Annotated in this window: 16 protein-coding genes and 5 tRNA genes; 11 read left to right on the forward strand and 10 right to left on the reverse strand. The window is 69.9% G+C overall.

Annotated features, from left to right (window positions below; all coding sequences use genetic code 11):
- Positions 1–87: 87 nt before the first annotated feature.
- The 8 genes from ACIPSE_RS09120 to ACIPSE_RS09155 form a co-directional block, all read right to left on the reverse strand.
- Positions 88–669 (reverse strand): ATP/GTP-binding protein, encoded by a 582-nt coding sequence (locus ACIPSE_RS09120; RefSeq protein ID WP_026248371.1) that lies wholly within the window; start codon positions 667–669, stop codon positions 88–90.
- On the reverse strand, positions 650–1,228 hold the full coding sequence (locus tag ACIPSE_RS09125) for a DUF742 domain-containing protein (protein ID WP_401659313.1): 579 nt from the start codon (positions 1,226–1,228) through the stop codon (positions 650–652). The genes ACIPSE_RS09120 and ACIPSE_RS09125 overlap by 20 nt, the downstream gene beginning before the upstream one ends.
- Positions 1,229–1,324: 96 nt before the next feature.
- Entirely contained in the window at positions 1,325–1,738 is a 414-nt protein-coding gene (locus tag ACIPSE_RS09130) for a roadblock/LC7 domain-containing protein (RefSeq protein ID WP_005479603.1), read from the reverse strand.
- Between the two features lie 10 nt (positions 1,739–1,748).
- Positions 1,749–4,988 carry a nitrate- and nitrite sensing domain-containing protein gene (locus tag ACIPSE_RS09135; protein WP_401659316.1) on the reverse strand — a complete coding sequence of 1,080 codons (3,240 nt, stop codon included), beginning with the start codon at positions 4,986–4,988 and terminating at the stop codon, positions 1,749–1,751.
- Between the two features lie 379 nt (positions 4,989–5,367).
- The gene (locus ACIPSE_RS09140; RefSeq protein WP_030793795.1) at positions 5,368–5,943 is read right to left on the reverse strand and encodes an ATP/GTP-binding protein; all 576 of its coding nucleotides are present in this window, start codon (positions 5,941–5,943) and stop codon (positions 5,368–5,370) included.
- Positions 5,924–6,319 (reverse strand): DUF742 domain-containing protein, encoded by a 396-nt coding sequence (locus ACIPSE_RS09145; RefSeq protein ID WP_016432454.1) that lies wholly within the window; start codon positions 6,317–6,319, stop codon positions 5,924–5,926. The genes ACIPSE_RS09140 and ACIPSE_RS09145 overlap by 20 nt, the downstream gene beginning before the upstream one ends.
- 111 nt (positions 6,320–6,430) lie before the next feature.
- Positions 6,431–6,844: a roadblock/LC7 domain-containing protein gene (locus ACIPSE_RS09150; protein ID WP_003993189.1), complete on the reverse strand. Its 414-nt coding sequence runs from the start codon at positions 6,842–6,844 to the stop codon at positions 6,431–6,433.
- Positions 6,845–6,853: 9 nt separating this feature from the next.
- A complete protein-coding gene (locus ACIPSE_RS09155) occupies positions 6,854–10,642 on the reverse strand; it encodes a nitrate- and nitrite sensing domain-containing protein (RefSeq protein WP_401659318.1) in 3,789 nt (1,262 codons plus the stop codon).
- 570 nt (positions 10,643–11,212) lie between these two features.
- Here ACIPSE_RS09155 and ACIPSE_RS09160 point away from each other — a divergent pair.
- The 9 genes from ACIPSE_RS09160 (at position 11,213) to ACIPSE_RS09200 (ending at position 15,179) form a co-directional block, all read left to right on the forward strand.
- Entirely contained in the window at positions 11,213–11,407 is a 195-nt protein-coding gene (locus ACIPSE_RS09160) for a hypothetical protein (RefSeq protein WP_401659321.1), read from the forward strand.
- Between the two features lie 92 nt (positions 11,408–11,499).
- On the forward strand, positions 11,500–12,285 hold the full coding sequence (locus tag ACIPSE_RS09165; protein WP_401659323.1) for a fumarylacetoacetate hydrolase family protein: 786 nt from the start codon (positions 11,500–11,502) through the stop codon (positions 12,283–12,285).
- Entirely contained in the window at positions 12,278–13,762 is a 1,485-nt protein-coding gene (gene gltX / locus ACIPSE_RS09170) for a glutamate--tRNA ligase (protein WP_401659326.1), read from the forward strand. Before ACIPSE_RS09165 ends, gltX begins: the two co-directional genes overlap by 8 nt.
- 81 nt (positions 13,763–13,843) lie before the next feature.
- Positions 13,844–14,578: an HAD family hydrolase gene (locus tag ACIPSE_RS09175; protein ID WP_401659329.1), complete on the forward strand. Its 735-nt coding sequence runs from the start codon at positions 13,844–13,846 to the stop codon at positions 14,576–14,578.
- A 92-nt stretch (positions 14,579–14,670) separates the two neighbouring features.
- Positions 14,671–14,742: transfer RNA gene (locus tag ACIPSE_RS09180), tRNA-Gln, on the forward strand.
- Between the two features lie 21 nt (positions 14,743–14,763).
- Positions 14,764–14,836 (forward strand) — tRNA-Glu (locus tag ACIPSE_RS09185).
- Positions 14,837–14,898: 62 nt separating this feature from the next.
- Positions 14,899–14,971, forward strand: a tRNA-Glu gene (locus ACIPSE_RS09190).
- A 20-nt stretch (positions 14,972–14,991) separates the two neighbouring features.
- A tRNA-Gln gene (locus ACIPSE_RS09195) sits at positions 14,992–15,063 on the forward strand.
- A gap of 43 nt (positions 15,064–15,106) precedes the next feature.
- Positions 15,107–15,179: transfer RNA gene (locus ACIPSE_RS09200), tRNA-Glu, on the forward strand.
- A gap of 63 nt (positions 15,180–15,242) precedes the next feature.
- Here the strand turns inward: ACIPSE_RS09200 and ACIPSE_RS09205 are convergent.
- Positions 15,243–15,887, reverse strand: coding sequence for a MerR family transcriptional regulator (locus ACIPSE_RS09205; RefSeq protein ID WP_401659332.1), 645 nt, complete (start codon positions 15,885–15,887; stop codon positions 15,243–15,245).
- Between the two features lie 88 nt (positions 15,888–15,975).
- On the opposite strand from ACIPSE_RS09205, the gene ACIPSE_RS09210 reads away from it, so the two are divergent.
- Positions 15,976–16,515: a DUF4188 domain-containing protein gene (locus ACIPSE_RS09210; protein ID WP_401659335.1), complete on the forward strand. Its 540-nt coding sequence runs from the start codon at positions 15,976–15,978 to the stop codon at positions 16,513–16,515.
- Between the two features lie 72 nt (positions 16,516–16,587).
- Here ACIPSE_RS09210 and ndgR read toward each other — a convergent pair whose 3' ends face one another.
- A complete protein-coding gene (ndgR, locus tag ACIPSE_RS09215) occupies positions 16,588–17,301 on the reverse strand; it encodes an IclR family transcriptional regulator NdgR (RefSeq protein WP_401659337.1) in 714 nt (237 codons plus the stop codon).
- Positions 17,302–17,491: 190 nt separating this feature from the next.
- Between ndgR and leuC the strand changes: the two genes are divergently transcribed.
- Positions 17,492–18,916 (forward strand): 3-isopropylmalate dehydratase large subunit, encoded by a 1,425-nt coding sequence (gene leuC, locus ACIPSE_RS09220; protein ID WP_401659340.1) that lies wholly within the window; start codon positions 17,492–17,494, stop codon positions 18,914–18,916.
- Positions 18,917–18,921: the final 5 nt, after the last annotated feature.

An 18,921-nucleotide genomic window follows, 5' to 3' on the forward strand; every position in this document is an offset into this window, starting at 1 on the left:
AAGGCGAAGGCCGCAGAGCGAAGGACACAGCACAACGGCCCCTGTGCTTCCCGGAGGAAGCGCAGGGGCCGTCGACGTGTCGGAGACCTACCGCAGGCGCGCCATCAGGGCGTGCTCGACCAGCGTGATCAGCGCCGACTTGGCGTCCGCGCGGTGGCGGGCGTCGGTCGTGATGATCGGGGTGTCGGGGCCGATCTGGAGCGCCTCGCGCACCTCGTCCGGGTTGTACGGCTGGTTGCCGTCGAAGCCGTTGAGGGCGATCACGAAGGGAAGACCGCTGTTCTCGAAGTAGTCGACCGCGGGGAAGCAGTCGGCGAGACGGCGGGTGTCGACCAGCACGATCGCGCCGATCGCGCCGCGCACCAGGTCGTCCCACATGAACCAGAACCGGTCCTGACCGGGCGTACCGAACAGGTACAGGATCAGGTCCTGGTCCAGGGTGATACGACCGAAGTCCATCGCGACCGTCGTGGTCGTCTTGTCCCCGGTGTGGGTGAGGTCGTCGATGCCGGCCGACGCGGACGTCATCACGGCCTCTGTGCGCAGCGGGTTGATCTCCGAAACGGCCCCGACGAACGTGGTCTTGCCCACGCCGAAGCCACCCGCCACCACGATCTTCGCTGAGGTGGTGGAGCGGGAAGGACCGCCGCTAGAGCTTGCGAAGTCCACTGAGCACCCTTTCGAGCAGTGTCACGTCTGGCTGGCCGCCGGCGTTCTCGTCGCCGCCGGGCTGATGGATCGCGACCAGTCCCGCCTCCGCCAAGTCGGCGACGAGGATCCTGGCCACGCCGAGAGGGATGGTCAGCAGAGCCGAGATCTCGGCTACCGACTTGATCTCCCGGCAGAGGTTGCAGATCCGCTGATGCTCGGGCAACTGGCCCTGCATCTGATGCGGCTGCGCGGTGGTGTGCACCAGCGCCTCGATGGCGAGCTGGTAGCGGGGGCGCGTCCGTCCGCCGGTCATGGCGTACGGGCGCACCAAGGGGTTGTTCGACGCCCCTGCGGGCGCCGGCTCAGGGGCGCGTCGATGCGGCTGCACCGGCTGGATGCGCGGTGCGGGCGGCTGGTCGTACGGCGAGGGCCCGGGGCCCTGCGGGGCGTACGGCTGCCGCTGGCTGGGGGTGGAGGGGAAGTTGTAACGGTTCGGGTTCTGGGCACCGTCGTGCTGTCCCTGTCCGGGACCGTACGACCAGTTGCCCGATGATGAACCGCTTGGGGGTGTTGCCACTCTCTCTCCTCCTCCGATGTGCCGGGCACCGCATCACTGTGGAGCCGCGTCCCGAAACCTTACGGCCCCGGGACGCCAAAACGCACCGACTGTCTGTTAGTTGAGAAGGCTTCCTTGGAGCTCCGCACGCAGATCGGGCGTCAGGACCGTGCCGGCACGGTCCACCAGAAGGGCCATCTCGTACCCGATGAGGCCGATGTCCGCCTCCGGATGTGCGAGAACTGCGAGCGAGGAACCGTCCGAGACGGACATGATGAAGAGGAATCCCCGCTCCATCTCCACAACCGTCTGGTTCACGCTGCCGCCTTCGAAGATGCGCGAGGCACCGGCGGTCAGCGAGGTCAGACCGGAGGCGACGGCCGCGAGCTGGTCCGCGCGGTCACGCGGAAACCCCTCGGACATCGCGAGAAGGAGTCCGTCGGCGGAGACCACCACCGTGTGAGACACCCCGGGGGTGTTGTCCACGAAATTGGTGATCAACCAGTTCAGGTTCTGCGCCGCCTGGCTCATCGGGCTCACACTAACGCTCCTGGTTGTAGGTGCTGTCAGGACCGAAGCCCTGGCCGTTCGTTTCACTTCCTGCGCTACGACCCCGCTGGACACCGCGGCGCAGGTTGCTCAGCCTGCCCCGGACGTCCTCGGGAGCGCGGGAGACCTGTGGGCCCCCCTGGGGGGTGGTTTCGGCGGCCCCCGAGACCAGGTTGGCCTTGGGTACCCGCCGCGGCAGACCGGAGGAGGTGACCCCGCCCGCCTTGGGCTTACGGAGCGCCGAAGCCTGCTGCCAACGTTCGTCGTTGGCCGAGCGCCAGTCGTCGGTGCCGTTGCTCGCCGGTGCGGAGGACGCCGCCGGGGGCTCCTGGCCCACCGGACGCGTGCCGTTCGCACCGCCGCCGTTCACGTTGCTCGCGCCGCCCGCCGCACCGCGGCGGGGAAGCCCGGCGTCGGTCACGTCGTGGGGGGCCGAGGGGCCCGGTCCCGGACGGTCGAAGCCTACGCGGTCGCGCTCACCGGCGTCAGCGGCCTGTGTCGACTGCGCCTCGGGAGCGTACTGGTCCGCGTACCCGTTCTGGTAGCCGTCCTGCTGCGGAGTCTGCTGCGGCCAGTCGTCCTGGTAGCGGCGCTCCTCGAACGCGGGGAAGGCCTCCGGGGCGGAGCCGTGCGCGGCGGCGGGCTCCTCCTGGACCGGCTCCTGGTACGTCGGCTCGGGGTAGCCCCCGTTGGACGAGAACGTGTCGTTCTGCGGCAGCCCGCCGTTCGGAGCGAAGTACTGCTCGTCGTACGACGGCTGCTGCGGCTCGGTGTACGCCGCCTGCTGCTGCTCCTCGTACGAGGGCTCGGTGTAGCCGCCGTTCTCGTACGCGGCCTGGCGGGCGTCGAACTCCTCGCCGTAGGCCGCCGCCGCGGAGTTCTCCTGGCCGTTGGTGGTCTGCGCCTCCAGGGCCGCGCGGCGCTCCTCGCGCATCAGGGAGCGGCCCACCGGGTCCAGCTCACGGATGTCGTCGGGGATCTCCGCGGCGTAGCGGCTGTCGTCGAAGCCCAGCTCGGCGGCCGTCCGCATCGGCAGACCGTTGTTGAAGTCCTCGCCCTGGTACTGCTGCTGCTCCGGGATGATCTGCGAGACGGTGAACTCGTCGACCGGCGCCTGCTGCTCGCCACCGCCACCGTGGGTGATGGCGTCGGGCAGCATGACCAGCGAGGTCGTGCCCGCCTGTTCGCCGGAGGGGCGCAGCTGGACGCGGATGCCGTGCCGGTCGGACAGCCGGCCGACCACGAACAGGCCCATGCGCTGCGAGATCGCGGCGTCCACGGTCGGCGGGTTGGCCAGCTTGTGGTTGATGTCCGCGAAGTCCTCGGCGGTGAGGCCGATGCCCTTGTCGTGGATCTCGATCATGATGCGGCCGTCGGGCAGCCGGGTCGCGGTGACGCGGACCTTGGTCTGCGGGGAGGAGAACGTGGTGGCGTTCTCCAGCAGCTCGGCCAGCAGGTGCACGAGGTCGGTCACGGCGCGGCCGTGGATCTCGGCCTCCGGGACGCCGGAGAGCTCGATGCGCTCGTACTGCTCCACCTCGGAGGAGGCGGCGCGCAGCACGTCGACCAGCGGGACCGGCTGGTCCCAGCGGCGGCCCGGCTCCTCGCCGGCGAGGACCAGGAGGTTCTCGCCGTTGCGGCGCATACGGGTCGCGAGGTGGTCCAGGCGGAAGAGGTTCTCCAGCTGGTCCGGGTCGGCCTCGTTGTTCTCCAGGTCGGTGATCAGGGTCAGCTGGCCCTCGATCAGCGACTGGTTGCGGCGCGACAGGTTGGTGAAGATCGCGTTGATGTTGCCCCGCAGCAGGGCCTGCTCGGCGGCGAGCCGGACCGCCTCGCGGTGGACCTGGTCGAAGGCGCGGGCGACTTCGCCGATCTCGTCCGTGGTGGTGATCGGGATCGGCTGCACCCGGGTGTCGACGCGGCCGGGGTCGGTGCGCGAGAGCTGGTCGACCAGCATCGGCAGGCGCTGCTCGGCGATACCGAAGGCGGCGTTGCGCAGCTGGCGCATCGAGCGGGACATCTGGCGGGCCACCATGCCGGCCAGGATGAACGCGGCGAGCAGGGCGACGACCACGGCGGCACCGGTGATGAAGGCGTCCCGCTTGGCGTCGTCGGCGATGCCGGTGGCCTCGGTCACCGCGGCCACGGACATGTCGGACTCGATGGTCCGGTAGACCTTGTACTTGAGGGTGTTGACCGCCCACCAGTTCTCGGCGGTGACGCCCTGGGTGGCCAGCGCGACACGCGCCGACTCGTCGGTGGTGGTCATCGCGCCGACGGCCCGGACCATGTCGGTCGGGTCGGACGGCGGAGCGACGTAGTCGGCGTTCTGCTGCTTGGCCTGCTTGGCCATCGCGGCGCCGTCGGCCGTGGCCTGCTTCTGCAGGGTCTCCAGCTTCTGCGCGTCGGCCTCGGTGCCACCGCCGACGTACTCCTCGATGGCGATGCCCTCGAGGTAGGCGTACGAGGTGAGGGCGACCCGCTGCTTGGCCAGGTCCGTGTCCTCGGGACCCGGCTTGACCAGCATGTGCATGCCGATGGCCCGTTCCAGGGACAGCGACGCCTTGGTGAGCGAGATCGCGTAGACCGTACGGCCGTAGCTGGTGATGTTTCCGGTGCCCAGACCGAGCTCGTTGGCGAACTCCATCAGGGGGTGCGCGATGGCGACGTAGCCCTCTTCGGTCTGCACACCCTTGAGCTTGGTGGTGTACGCGGCCGTGCGGAGGGCCTCGAGCTTGGGCTCCTCGGCGCGGAAGAGTTCCAGACGGCGTTTGAGGCCGGCCGTCTGCGGCATTCCCTCGGCCGCCTGGTCGAACGCGTCCGCCGCGGCGTCGGTGGCCTTGCGGGCGGCGACGACCGTCTTGTCGTCCTCGCCCTTGCCTTCGAGCAGCGGGGCGGCGGTCGTGTCGCGCTCGGTGTAGAGGGCGTCGCCGTAGGTCAGGGAGGCCTGCACCAGACGTGCGGTCTTCGCCGCGTCCTCGGCCTGCTGCCAGGTGTCGATCGAGCTCTTGACCTGGAAGCCGCCCATGACGAGGCCGACCAGCACGGGTATGAGCAGGATCGCGTTCAGCCGGGTCGGCACCCGCCAGTTGCGGGGGGACAGCCGGCCGCCGCTGGGCGCCGGTGCCGGGGTTGGTTCCGATCCGGGCACAGAGCCGGGCGCCGCTCCGCGCGGCGGCGGGGTGAAGTTGCCCCGGGCCGTCGGCTCGGGACCGTTCTTGCTTCGCCTCACTCGACCAACAACCTCTCGGAGGGGTCGGCACCTCTACTTGTGCCGCAGTCTCTCAGAGCCCAGCGCGCCAACGACTGTGAGTACGTCTTTGACTATTGGGCAGTTCAGGCATTCCAGCACGTGGGCCGCCGCTCCTCCAAACATGGAGGAGCGGCGGTCTGTGTGCTTGTAAGTCCTAGATAAAACGGTCATAAAGAGCGAGCCCCGTCAAAAGACGGGGCCTTCGTGCGCGCAGTGAGACCGGTCGAACGCGTCGAGTGGCCGTACCACCCGAACTCTCTGCCGAAACGTTATGAACACCGGAGCCGACCGTGTCAAAGGCCACAGTCGGCTCCGGCATATCTACGACAACTGCCGTACGCGAGCGCAGATTTGATCTTTAGCGCAGGCGGGCCATCAGTGCGTGCTCGACCAGCGTGATCAGCGCACTCTTGGCATCCGAGCGGTGCCGCGCGTCGGTCGTGATGATGGGGGTGTCGGGCCCGATCTGGAGCGCCTCGCGCACCTCTTCGGGCTGGTAGGGCTGCTGGCCGTCGAAGCCGTTGAGGGCGACGACGAACGGCAGGCCGCTGTTCTCGAAGTAGTCGACCGCGGGGAAGCAGTCGGCGAGACGGCGGGTGTCCACCAGGACGACCGCGCCGATCGCGCCGCGCACCAGGTCGTCCCACATGAACCAGAAGCGGTCCTGGCCCGGCGTACCGAAGAGGTACAGGATCAGGTCCTGGTCGAGCGTGATGCGGCCGAAGTCCATGGCCACCGTGGTGGTGGTCTTGTCCCCGGTGTGGGTCAGGTCGTCGATGCCCGCCGAGGCGGACGTCATGACGGCCTCGGTGCGCAGCGGATTGATCTCGGAGACGGCACCCACGAACGTGGTCTTGCCGACGCCGAAGCCGCCGGCCACCACGATCTTCGCGGAGGTGGTCGCCCGGCCTCCGTCAGAGCTTGCGAAGTCCACTGAGCACCCTTTCGAGCAGTGTCACGTCCGGAGCGCCGGTGGTCTCGTCGCCGCCCGGCTGGTGAATGGCGACAAGACCGGCCTCGGCGAGGTCCGCGACGAGAATGCGGGCCACACCCAGCGGCATGGCCAGCAGAGCCGACACCTCCGCGACCGACTTCACCTCACGGCACAGGTGGCAGATGCGCTGGTGCTCCGGGAGCAGGCCCATGAGCGCTGCCGGGTCGGCCGTGGTGCTGATCAGGGCCTCTATGGCGAGCTGGTAGCGCGGCCGGGTCCGGCCGCCGGTCATCGCGTAAGGACGTACCAGCGGCTGGTCGCCCTCATCCTCGTACGGCTCCGCGTACGGATCATGAGAGGCGGTGGGCGGGGTCATGAATCCTCCGGGCGGGACAGCAAGTCGGTCAGTCAAGCCGTCTGGTGGGGGCCGGTGGGGGGATTGTGGCGGCCGGACGGTGATTTGGTGAGACGGGTGGATCCGGGGCCGTCAGTGAAGCAGACTGCCCTGTAGTTCGGCGCGGAGATCGGGCGTGAGCACCGCACCCGCGCGGTCGACGAGCAGTGCCATCTCGTAGCCCACCAGGCCGATGTCGCACTCGGGGTGTGCGAGAACGGCGAGGGAAGAGCCGTCGGAGACGGACATCAGGAAGAGGAAGCCTCGTTCCATCTCGACGACGGTCTGCGCGACGCTGCCGCCCTCGAAGATCCGGGACGCCCCGGCCGTGAGAGAGGTGAGTCCGGACGCGACGGCCGCCAGCTGGTCGGCACGGTCGCGCGGGAAGCCCTCGGACATCGCCAGCAGCAGACCGTCGGCGGACACGACGACGGTGTGGGACACCCCGGGGGTGTTGTCCACGAAGTTGGTGATCAACCAGTTGAGATTTTGTGCCGCCTGGCTCATCTGGCTCAACTAACGCTCCTGCTGGTGAGTGGGGCTCGGGAAACTGCCCGTCTGGCCGTTGCCGGCCTGACGACCTTGCGCGATACCCCGACGGAGATTGGTCAGACGTCCACGCACGTCGTCAGGCGCACGCGAGACGGCCGGACCGGATTGGTGCTGTTGCTGCTGCGCCGCTGTGCCCGGGACGAGGTTCGCCCTGGGTACCCGGCGCGGCAGACCGGAGGTGGTGACACCGCCCGCTGCCGGCTGCCTGACCCGCTCGGCCTGCCGGACGAGATCGTCGTTGGGCGAGCTGCGCCAGGAGGCGGAGGCGGGACGCTGAGCCGGAGCGGCCGGAGGCTGCTGCGGCTGCGGGGGAACCTGCGGGGGCACGTTGCCGTTGCCGTTGGCACCGGCGGCGGGCTGACCCTGCTGGCCGTGGAACCAGTTGGTTTCCAACGTGTCGTACAGAGGCGTACGACCATCACCCGGACCCGGGGCCGGAGGCAGTGCCTCGGGCTCCTGACGGACCGGACGCTGTGGTGCGTGCGGCGGAACCGGGGGACGCTGCACGCCGAAGTCGGCGGGACCGCGCCCGGCACCCGGCTGGGGCCGCTCGAACTGACCTGTGTTCTGCGCCGGGTTGGACGGCGCCTGACGGCCCTGGACCGGGAACTGGCCCGTGGAGCCGTTGTCGTAGCCCTGCGGAGCAGCGAACTGGCCCGTCGTGGACGAGGTGTTGGGCGCCGGAGTGCCGAACACGTCCGGACGGACGAACGAACCCGTGTTGTTCTGACCGGAGTTCGGGTCCGCGGGGCGCTGGTAGCCCTGGGGACCGGCCGCGTCGGGTCGGCCGTACTGGCCCGTGTTCTGCGGGGCGTCGAAGTCCGGGCGGGGGAACTCACCGGTGGAGCCGGGGCCGTGCCGGTCGTCGCGGCCGATCACCGGCATCTGGGCCGTGGAGGCCGGGCCGTGCCGGTCGTCGATGCGCGGCATGGGCGACGTCTGCGAGGGGTCCCGCTCGTCGTGACCGCGCGGGGCGTCCAGCGAGGCGCGCGAGAGCTGGGGCTGGGCGTTCTCGTCGCTCCAGCTCGGCCGCGGCTGCTGCTGGTTGCCGCCGGGCAGCTCGGCCCGGGGACCACCGCGGCCCGGGAGCTGCGGGGACCGGCCGCGCCGGCCGCCGCCCTGCTCACGGTTGCCGCCGAACGCGTCCTGCGCACCGAAGGCGTCCTGCGCACCGAACGCGTCCTGGGAGCCGAAGGCGTCCTGGGAGCCGAAGGCGTCCTGGCCGCCGTTGCCGGAGGACTGAAGACCCTGCGGGGAACCCGGAGCCTGACCGCCGAAGCCCGCGCCGGCACCGGCCGGGGCCGGCCTGCCCTGCGGGGGACCGGACGGGGGCTGAGGTCCGCGCGGGCCGCCCGGCCCACCGGGACGGCCACCGCTGTTGCCCGTGCCGGGCAGCGCGGCCCGCGGGCCCTGGCCTGCGGTGAGCCGGCCGCCGGTGGGAGCACCGGCACCGAGCGCGCCGCCACCCGCGGAGGCACCGGCGCCCACGGCGCCACCGCCCCGGCGGGCCGCCGCCATACCGGCGACCGCGGCCGCGGCACCCGAGCCACCACCGGTCGGGGCGCCGCCCTGACCGGGCTTGACCTGAGGCTTCTTGCCGCCCTGGGCGACATCGACGGGCAGCATGACCAGCGCGGTCGTACCACCGGAGTCGGAGGGGCGCAGCTGGATACGGATGCCGTGACGCTGCGACAGACGGCCGACCACGAACAGACCCATGCGGCGCGAGACCGAGACGTCCACGGTGGGCGGCGAGGCGAGCCGCTCGTTGATCGCGGCGAGGTCCTCGGGGGACAGGCCGATACCGGTGTCGTGGATCTCGATCAGCACCCGGCCGTCGGGCAGGGCGTGACCGGTGACCTTGACCTTGGTCTGCGGCGAGGAGAACGAGGTCGCGTTCTCCAGCAGCTCCGCGAGCAGGTGGACGAGGTCGTTGACCACGCGGCCGGCGACCTCGGTCGTCGGCACGGCGGCCAGTTCGATGCGCTCGTACTGCTCCACCTCGGAGGCGGCGGCGCGGAGCACGTCGACCAGCGGGACCGGGCGGGTCCAGCGGCGGCCGGGCTCTTCACCGGCGAGGACCAGGAGGTTCTCACCGTTACGGCGCATGCGGGTCGCGAGGTGGTCGAGCTTGAACAGAGAGGACAGCTGGTCCGGGTCGGCCTCGCGGGACTCCAGCTCGGAGATGAGCGAGAGCTGACGCTGGATGAGGCCCTGGGAGCGGCGCGAGAGGTTGGTGAACATCGCGTTGACGTTGCCCCGCAGCAGGGCCTGCTCGGCGGCGAGACGGACCGCCTCGCGGTGCACGTCGTCGAAGGCCGCGGCCACCTTGCCGATCTCGTCCCGGGAGTGCACACCGACCGACTCGACGGAGGTGTCGACGTCCTGCGGGTCCGACTCGGAGAGCTGCTTGACCAGCTCGGGCAGACGGTCGGTGGCGACCTTGGTCGCGGTCTCCTCCAGGCGCCGCAGCGACCGGATCATGGACCGGGCCACGACGAAGGCGCCGACGAGCGAGATGCCCAGCACGAGCAGGATCAGCGCACCGGAGATGATCGCTTCGCTCTCCGACGCGTTGCGCAGCTCACGCGCCTTCTGCTCCATCTCCTCCAGGAGCGTGTGCTCGATCTTGCCCATCTGCTCGATCTTGGTCGAGCTGTCGTCCAGCCAGTCCTTGTACGAGCGCTTGTCGAGGTTCTCCAGGCCGTCCGCGGAGTTCAGCGCGCGGCTGGCGTAGGTGTCGCTGGAGAGGATCGTCGCGTTGTCGTCGCCGATCGGCTCCAGCATCTCGACGGCGCTGGTCTTGCCGTAGATGGACTGGAAACTCTTGAGTTCGGCTTCCTCGGAGCTGAGCGCCGACTGCGCGTACAGCCGGTCGTTCTCGGAGAGGTCGCCGTAGACGCTCTTGGTCTCGGGCAGGGCCGCCGCGAGGACCGCGCGCTGGACGGAGGCGTACTCCTTGGCGGCGGAGAAGGCGGCCAGGGCTCGCGTCCGCTGGATCATGTCGGGGTTGCTGGTGGCCTGCGCCATGTCCTGCGAGAGGTCCAGCAGCTGCGTGATCAGGCGGTGATAGGACTCCACGGTCTGGGTGGAGTTCTTCGTGTCGTCGTAGGAGGTGCTGCGGATCTTCTCGATCGTGCGCAGGTTGCCGACCAGGAGGACCACGTTCTCGCGGATGCCCTGGAGGTTGCTGTCGCCGGTGTCGATCTCCTCCGACGCGTCGATGAAGTCCTCACGCGCGCGGTCGGTCTTGTCCCGCAGACCCTTGATCGTGTAGTCGGTCGCGCTGGAGCCGTGCGCCAGCGGGCCGGCCGACTCGTCGCGCTCCGCCTGCAGGGCCGCGGCCAGCGCGGTCGCCTGCTTGGTCATGTCGGTCAGCAGCTTCATGTTCTCGAGCTGCTGGATCTCGTCCATGCTGTCGCTGATGCGCAGGGCACCGAGCGACGTGGCCGCGACCACGGGGAGCGCGAGCAGCGACACCAGGCGCGTGGAGATACGCCAGTTGCGCAGTGCTATTCGGGAGCCCGGACCGCTCGGACCCCTGGAGGTCCGCACCGTCGGGGCAGCCGGGTTCTGGGGGCCGGAGGACGACGTGCCGGGGCGCCCTGAGCGCTCACCGCCATCGCCGGGTGCACCTGCCTGGCCCGGGTTCTGGGCGTGCTGGGGCGAGGAGCTGCCATTGCTGGGGGCAGTCCCGCCGTGCGGCTCCGGCTCGGCCGAAGCACTGCCATCCCTCTTGAAACGTCCCTGCACTAGCGTCGCAACCTCTGGACCAGGCGCCCCTCCGGATGAACGGAAAGGCACGGTGTCGGCGTATAAGGGAGCGCCCTGAACGCGCCCCCCAGGTGGTCGTGAGTGACCGGCGCTGGCTCCCCCTGTCTCGCCGCCACTCGGCGCTCGTTAGCGCCCCCTGTGCGCCGGCTCGATCCTGCGGCGGTCCGTGGCATTCCAGCACAGTGCGGGATCTCCAACAAGGTTCGAGTGTCATGCCGTGACCTACGTGACAGCTTGTGAGCGCCGGGTCACGGGACGTGGAAGGGAATCTCCCTGATATCGGACATACGTCCGCGAGTTACCCGGCGTGGATCGGTGTCCCAGTCGCCATGATCAGGAGCGGAATGATTGCTTCAGGGGTGGAATGCCGTTTTCGTCCGACTGAAGGGCTGGTCCGAATTGACCTGTTTGGCCTCGCCTCAGTGAGCAAACTCACATACCGATCAAGGCCTCTTCACGGCTTCGCGCGGGAATCGCATGTTTAGCCTGACGCTTTACAAGGTGTAGCAAAATGCCAACCGGTAACCGACGACAGGGTCCAGTAGAACCGTGAAGACGACGATGATGTTCCGCAACACAGCCAATCCGCGGCGCACGACGCTGGCCCACCTCGCGGACGCCGGCGAACTGCGCACCCCGGAGCTGCCGGAGCACTCCGTCGACCTCCCCGCCCAGACCGCGAACCCCCGGCGCACCGTCCTCGACGAGATCCCGGTCCCGGCCGCCGCCGTCGCCGAGCAGTAGACCGGGCGGTAATCCGCGCGGTGCCCCTGCCCCCCTCGCGTTAGCCTGGAGCGTCAGACTCCAGCCAGCTCAGTGAGGGGCGCAGGAATCCCGTGCGCATCGCCAGATTCTCCATCGACGGGAACGTCGCCTTCGGCGCGGTCGAGGGCGACAGGCCGGACGAGCTCGTCCTCGACATCATCAAGGGCATCCCGTTCGCGGACTTCGAACTCTCCGGAACGAAGGTCCCGCTGAGCAAGGTCAGGCTGCTGCCGCCGGTGCTCCCCAACAAGGTCGTGGCGTACGGCCGCAACTACGCCGACCACGCCAGGGAACTGGGCAACGAGGTCCCGGACGTCCCGTTCGCCTTCTTCAAGCCCTCCACCTCGGTGATCGGCCCCGGCGACGCCATCCAGTACCCCGCCTTCTCCGAGGAACTCCACCACGAGGCCGAACTGGCCGTGGTCATCGGCCGCATGTGCCGAGAGGTCCCGCGCGAGCGAGCCGCCGACGTCATCTTCGGCTACACCTGCGCCAACGACGTCACCGCACGCGACGTGCAGCGGCGCGAGAAGCAGTGGGCCCGGGCCAAGGGCTTCGACACCTCCTGCCCGCTCGGCCCCTGGGTCGAGACCGACCTGGACCTCGCCACCGCGTCCGACCTCACGGTCCAGCTCACGGTCAACGGCGAGCAACGCCAGCTCGGCCGCACCAGCGAGATGATCCACTCCATCGCGGATCTGATCGTCAACATCACCGAGGCCATGACGCTGCTCCCCGGCGACGTGATCCTCACGGGCACCCCGGCCGGCGTCGGGCCGCTCACCGTCGGCGACGAGGTCGCCGTCACCATCGAAGGCATCGGCACTCTCACCAACAAGGTTGTCAAGCGTGGCTAGCGCACCCGGCTCCCCCGTTCGCGTCCGTTTCTGTCCCTCGCCCACCGGTAACCCCCATGTGGGCCTGGTCCGCACCGCCCTGTTCAACTGGGCCTTCGCCCGGCACCACCAGGGCACCCTGGTCTTCCGCATCGAGGACACCGACGCGGCCCGCGACTCGGAGGAGTCCTACAACCAGCTGCTCGACGCGATGCGCTGGCTGGGCTTCGACTGGGACGAGGGCCCCGAGGTCGGCGGCCCGCACGCCCCGTACCGCCAGTCGCAGCGCATGGACCTCTACAAGGACGTCGCCGCCAAGCTCCTGGACGCCGGGCACGCCTACCGCTGCTACTGCTCCCAGACCGAGCTGGACGAGCGCCGCGAGGCGGCCCGCGCGGCCGGCCGGCCCTCCGGCTACGACGGCCACTGCCGCGAGCTGACCGACGAGCAGGTCGCCGCGTACGTCGCCGAGGGCCGCGAGCCCATCGTCCGCTTCCGGATGCCCGACGAGACGATCACCTTCACCGACCTGGTCCGCGGCGAGCTGACCTTCACCCCGGAGAACGTGCCCGACTACGGCATCGTCCGGGCCAACGGCGCCCCGCTCTACACCCTCGTCAACCCGGTCGACGACGCCCTGATGGAGATCACCCACGTCCTGCGCGGCGAGGACCTGCTCTCCTCCACCCCCCGCCAGATCGCCCTGTACAAGGCGCTGATCGAGCTGGGCGTGGCCAAGGAGATCCCCTCCTTCGGGCACCTCCCGTACGTGATGGGCGAGGGCAACAAGAAGCTCTCCAAGCGCGACCCGGAGTCCTCGCTCAACCTCTACCGCGAGCGCGGCTTCCTCCCCGAGGGACTGCTCAACTACCTGTCCCTGCTGGGCTGGTCGCTCAGCGCGGACCAGGACATCTTCTCCGTCGAGGAGATGGTCGCGGCCTTCGACATCAAGGACGTCCAGCCCAACCCGGCCCGCTTCGACCTGAAGAAGTGCGAGTCGATCAACGGCGACCACATCCGCATGCTCGACGTGAAGGACTTCACCGAGCGCTGCGCCCCGTGGCTGAAGGCCCCGTTCGCGCCCTGGACCCCGGAGGAGTTCGACGAGGCGAAGTGGCAGGCGATCGCCCCGCACGCCCAGACCCGTCTGAAGGTCCTCTCCGAGATCACGGACAACGTCGACTTCCTCTTCCTCGCCGAGCCGGTGGCCGACGAGGCGAGCTGGGCGAAGGCCATGAAGGAGGGCTCGGACGCCCTCCTGGTCACCGCCCGCGAGAAGCTGGAGGCGGCCGACTGGACCTCTCCGGAGTCCCTCAAGGAGGCCGTCCTGACCGCCGGTGAGGCCCACGGCCTCAAGCTAGGCAAGGCCCAGGCCCCGGTCCGCGTCGCCGTCACCGGCCGCACGGTGGGCCTGCCGCTCTTCGAGTCCCTGGAGGTCCTGGGCAGGGAGACGACCCTGGCCCGGATCGACGCGGCGCTCGCGAAGCTGGCCGCGTAAGCCGTACGCACGCGTGAGGGCGGTACCCGGAGGTGTCCGGGTACCGCCCTCACGCGTTCCCGCCCCGGATACCGTCGGGGCATGAGCATTCGAGCCGTGGTCTGGGACGTGGACGACACCCTCTTCGACTACACCGGCGCCGACCGCGCCGGAATGCGGCTGCACCTGGCGGCGGAAGGGCTGCTGGACGGCCACGAGACCGTCGAGCAGGCCCTCGCCCGGTGGCGGGCGGTGACCGACACCCAGTGGGCGCGGTTCGCCGCCGGCGAGGTGTCCTTCGAGGGACAGCGCCGGGACCGGGTGCGGGTGTTCCTGGGGGAGGAGCTGGGCGACGCGGAGGCGGACGCCTGGTTCCGGCGGTACATCGGGCACTACGAGACCGTCTGGGCGCTGTTCCCGGACGTCCTGCCGGTCCTGGACGTCCTCGCCGCCAGCCACCGGCACGCGGTGCTCTCCAACTCCAGCATCCACGTCCAGGACCACAAGCTCCGCGTCCTCGGCGTGCACGACCGCTTCGAGTCCATCCTGTGCGCCGCCGAGCTGGGCGTCTCCAAGCCCGAGGCCGCCGCCTTCCTCGCCGCCTGCGACGCACTCGACCTCGCCCCGCACCAAGTCGCCTACGTCGGCGACCATCCGGAGATCGACGGACGGGGCGCCGCCGACGCCGGGCTGCTGTCGGTCTGGATCGACCGCGACGGCTCCGTGCACGCCGACGCCGGTGCTCCCGCCGGTCCGCACCGGATCGCGAGCCTCGCCGAACTCCCCGCGCTGCTCGGCGCGGATACCCGTTTTGGAGCCCCGTCCACCTTCGGGTAATGTTCTTCCTGCGCCGCCGGAGAGCGGGCCGAAAGGCCGAAACCCCGGGGGAGCGAACTAGAACAAAATCCCCTCAGGGGCTTGCGTTCCAGTGGCCTATGGTGTAATTGGCAGCACGACTGATTCTGGTTCAGTTAGTCTTGGTTCGAGTCCAGGTAGGCCAGCTCGCAGAGCTCATCTGCAAAGCCCCCGTTGTGTAGCGGCCTAGCACGCTGCCCTCTCAAGGCAGTAGCGCCGGTTCGAATCCGGTCGGGGGTACAGATCCTTCCCGGAGGGTCAGTCAGGGTCGCTCCCGCTGACACTCACGCAGGATCGCTAGGGCCCCCGTTGTGTAGCGGCCTAGCACGCCGCCCTCTCAAGGCGGTAGCGCCGGTTCGAATCCGGTCGGGGGTACAAACTGGTCTAAACCACATTGGTCTATGGTGTAATTGGCAGCACGACTGATTCTGGTTCAGTTAGTCTTGGTTCGAGTCCAGGTAGACCAGCTCGGATCTGCGGCGTCGTGTTCTCGACGCTCGCAAGATCCTCGCCCCCGTTGTGTAGCGGCCTAGCACGCCGCCCTCTCAAGGCGGTAGCGCCGGTTCGAATCCGGTCGGGGGTACGCAGTCGAAAGGCCCTCCACTCCGGTGGAGGGCCTTTCGCGTTGCCCACCCGCTCCTGGCCGCTACGCGTAGCCGTACCGCCGGGCCGTCTCCTCCTCCTGTGCCAGCCGGTGCAGCGCCCGGAGCATCGGCTCGACCAGCACCACGCCCAGCACGGCGACCTCCGCCTTCTCCGCCTCGGAGACGTGCGACTCCATGAACTCCATGTCCAGCTCGGCGACTTGGCGCATCAGCCGGGCGTAGGGGAGGAGCGTCTCGACGGGCCACTCGTAGCCGAGTCTGCGCAGCGCGGCCGTCGCCACCACGAGCGAGCGGAACGACGGCGACACCGCCGCCATCTCCCGCGCGTGCGTCCACCCGAGCGTCCCGAGCAGCTCCTCCATCGCGGAGCGCGCGCCCCGTACGAACTCGTCGTCGGCGTCCGGCTCCGGGGTCTGCGGCAGGGCCCAGACCGATGCTCCCAGGCGCAGTGCGCGGGGCAGGGAGTCGTCGTCGACGTGCGAGAGGACCTCCTTGATCGTGGCCACCGGCACCCGGCCGACCTGGATCATCGCGCGGACCAGCCGCAGCCGGCGCAGATGCTCCTCGTCGTACTCCGCGGTGGTGGTGTTGATCTGGTGGCCGGGCGCCAACAGCCCCTCGCGCAGGTAGTACTTGATCGTCGCGGTGGACACCCCGCTGCGCTCGCTCAGCTCCGCCAGTCGCATGCCTTGCGCCTTCCCTTGGGCAGTGCCACTATCCAAGCACTGCCGAGAAGGATAGCGCCGCTATCCGATGGCTGTCCGATGCCGAACCATGGGGGAAGCCGTGTTCGCGAAGCCGGTGCCGGGGCGTACGACCGCCGATACCGAGGGCGATGTGGTCGTCCTGCTCATCGGGATGCGCGTCAACCACTTCTGGGCGGTGCACCAGTGGGGTCCCGTGATGCGCTCGATGTTCCGGATGCTGGCGGAGCTGGAGAAGGACCGGAGCCAGGGCCTGCTGGGCAAGGTCCTGCTCACGGCGTCGCCGCGGACGTACTACGTCGTCCAGTACTGGGAGTCCAAGGAGCGGCTCTACGCCTACGCGCACGCCCCCGAGAGGCTCCACCATCCGGCCTGGGCGCTCCTCAACCGCAAGGAGCGGGAGGGCAAGGTGCGCGGGCACGTGGGGCTGTGGCACGAGGCGTACGTGGTGCCGGAGGGGTCCTACGAGGCGATCTACGCCGACATGCCCGCGTTCGGGCTGGCGGCGGCGCACGGGCAGGTTCCGCTGGAGCGGCGCGGACGCTCCGCGAGGGACCGGTACGCGTACCGGTCGAAGGCCGCGGCCGAGGCGGTCGAGGAAGCCGGCTGACGGGGGGATCGGAGGACGGGGAGGGTCTGCCGCGGCGTTGAGGCGGGCCCTCCCCGGCGTCGTCCGTGGGCGTCAGCCGCGGCGCAGCGCCTCGGAGAGGCGGGCGGCGGCGTCGATGACCGCCTGGGCGTGCATACGGCCCGGGTGGCGCGTCAGGCGCTCGATGGGGCCGGAGACCGACACGGCGGCGACCACGCGGTTGGAGGGCCCGCGGACGGGGGCGGAGACGGACGCGACGCCCGGCTCCCGCTCGCCGATGGACTGGGCCCAGCCGCGGCGCCGGACACCCGACAGGGCCGTCGCCGTGAAGCGGGCGCCCTGGAGGCCGCGGTGGAGGCGCTCGGGCTCCTCCCAGGCCATCAGGATCTGGGCCGAGGAGCCCGCCTTCATCGTGAGCGTCGAGCCGACCGGGACGGTGTCCCTGAGGCCGGACAGCCGCTCCGCCGCGGCGACGCAGATCCGCATGTCGCCCTGGCGGCGGTAGAGCTGCGCGCTCTCGCCCGTGATGTCCCGCAGATGCGTGAGCACCGGGCCCGCCGTCGCGAGGAGGCGGTCCTCGCCGGCCGCCGCGGCCAGCTCGGCCAGGCGCGGGCCGAGGATGAACCGGCCCTGCATGTCGCGCGCCACCATACGGTGGTGTTCCAGAGCCACGGCCAGCCGGTGGGCCGTGGGTCGTGCCAGTCCGGTCGCCGCGACCAAGCCCGCGAGGGTGGCCGGACCGGACTCCAGGGCGCTCAGGACAAGGGCTGCCTTGTCCAGAACGCCGACGCCGCTACTGTTGTCCATGCAACGATACTCACGTCTCACTCTGTGAAACGCAAGTTCCTTTTTTCGTGAGACGCGCAACCCTTGGATGCACAGCGGCCCGACGACCAACGGGCCCGGCGGCGGCTGCCCGGGAAACCAGGGGTGAGGGCGTCGTCTCCGAAGAATCTCTAGTTGGGCCGGCGCACCTTTGCCGGCCGGAGGGAAAGCGATGGGTAGGACACTCGCGGAGAAGGTCTGGGACGACCACGTCGTCCGGCGCGCCGAGGGCGAGCCCGACCTCCTCTTCATCGATCTGCATCTGCTGCACGAGGTGACCAGCCCGCAGGCCTTCGACGGCCTCCGCAAGAGCGGTCGCCCGGTGCGTCGTCTCGACCTCACCATCGCGACCGAGGACCACAACACCCCCACCCTCGACATCGACAAGCCCATCGCCGACCCGGTCTCCCGGGTCCAGCTGGAGACGCTGCGCAAGAACGCCGCCGAGTTCGGCGTGCGGCTGCACCCGCTGGGCGACGTCGAGCAGGGTGTCGTGCACGTCGTCGGCCCGCAGCTGGGCCTGACCCAGCCCGGTATGACGGTGGTCTGCGGCGACTCGCACACCTCCACCCACGGCGCCTTCGGCGGCCTGGCGTTCGGCATCGGCACCTCCCAGGTGGAGCACGTGCTGGCCACCCAGACGCTGCCGCTGGCCCGCCCCAAGACCATGGCCATCACGGTCGACGGCGAACTGCCCGAGGGCGTCACCGCCAAGGACCTGATCCTCGCGATCATCGCCCGCATCGGCACCGGCGGCGGCCAGGGCTACATCCTGGAGTACCGCGGCTCCGCCATCGAGAAGCTCTCGATGGAAGCCCGCATGACCATCTGCAACATGTCGATCGAGGCCGGCGCCCGCGCGGGCATGATCGCCCCCGACCAGACCACCTTCGACTACCTCGAGGGCCGGGTGCACGCCCCCAAGGGCGAGGACTGGGACGCCGCGGTCGCGTACTGGAAGACGCTCAGGACCGACGACGACGCCGAGTTCGACGCCGAGGTCGTCATCAAGGCCGAGGAACTGTCGCCGTTCGTCACCTGGGGCACCAACCCCGGCCAGGGTGCGCCGCTTTCGGCGAACGTCCCCGACCCTGCTTCGTACGAAGACGCTTCGGAGCGCCTCGCCGCCGAAAAGGCCCTGGAATACATGGGGTTGGAGGCCGGTCAGCCGCTGGGCTCCATCAAGGTGGACACCGTCTTCGTAGGCTCCTGCACCAACGGCCGCATCGAGGACCTGCGCGCGGCGGCCGACCTGCTCAAGGGCCGCAAAGTCGCCGACGGCGTACGGATGCTGGTCGTCCCGGGCTCCGCGCGGGTCGGTCTGCAGGCCGTCTCCGAGGGTCTGGACGTCGTCTTCAAGGACGCCGGCGCCGAATGGCGGCACGCGGGCTGCTCGATGTGTCTGGGCATGAACCCCGACCAGCTGGCCCCCGGTGAGCGCTCCGCCTCCACGTCCAACCGCAACTTCGAGGGCAGGCAGGGCAAGGGCGGCCGGACGCACCTGGTCTCGCCGCAGGTCGCCGCCGCGACCGCCGTGCTGGGCCACCTGGCCTCGCCCGCCGACCTGTCCGACGCCCCTGTGCCCGCTGGAGTCTGAGAGTC

The organism is Streptomyces sp. NPDC090106 (genome assembly GCF_044747265.1).
GTDB lineage: Bacteria > Actinomycetota > Actinomycetes > Streptomycetales > Streptomycetaceae > Streptomyces.

Excerpts from the sequence above, each read along its gene's own strand:
- ACIPSE_RS09150 (WP_003993189.1), bottom strand. The coding sequence starts at position 6,844 with ATGAGCCAGGCGGCACAAAATCTCAACTGGTTGATCACCAACTTCGTG.
- ACIPSE_RS09145 (WP_016432454.1), bottom strand. The coding sequence starts at position 6,319 with ATGACCCCGCCCACCGCCTCTCATGATCCGTACGCGGAGCCGTACGAG.
- leuC (WP_401659340.1), top strand. The coding sequence starts at position 17,492 with ATGGGTAGGACACTCGCGGAGAAGGTCTGGGACGACCACGTCGTCCGG.
- ACIPSE_RS09210 (WP_401659335.1), top strand. The coding sequence starts at position 15,976 with ATGGGGGAAGCCGTGTTCGCGAAGCCGGTGCCGGGGCGTACGACCGCC.
- ndgR (WP_401659337.1), bottom strand. The coding sequence starts at position 17,301 with ATGGACAACAGTAGCGGCGTCGGCGTTCTGGACAAGGCAGCCCTTGTC.
- ACIPSE_RS09175 (WP_401659329.1), top strand. The coding sequence starts at position 13,844 with ATGAGCATTCGAGCCGTGGTCTGGGACGTGGACGACACCCTCTTCGAC.
- ACIPSE_RS09130 (WP_005479603.1), bottom strand. The coding sequence starts at position 1,738 with ATGAGCCAGGCGGCGCAGAACCTGAACTGGTTGATCACCAATTTCGTG.
- ACIPSE_RS09205 (WP_401659332.1), bottom strand. The coding sequence starts at position 15,887 with ATGCGACTGGCGGAGCTGAGCGAGCGCAGCGGGGTGTCCACCGCGACG.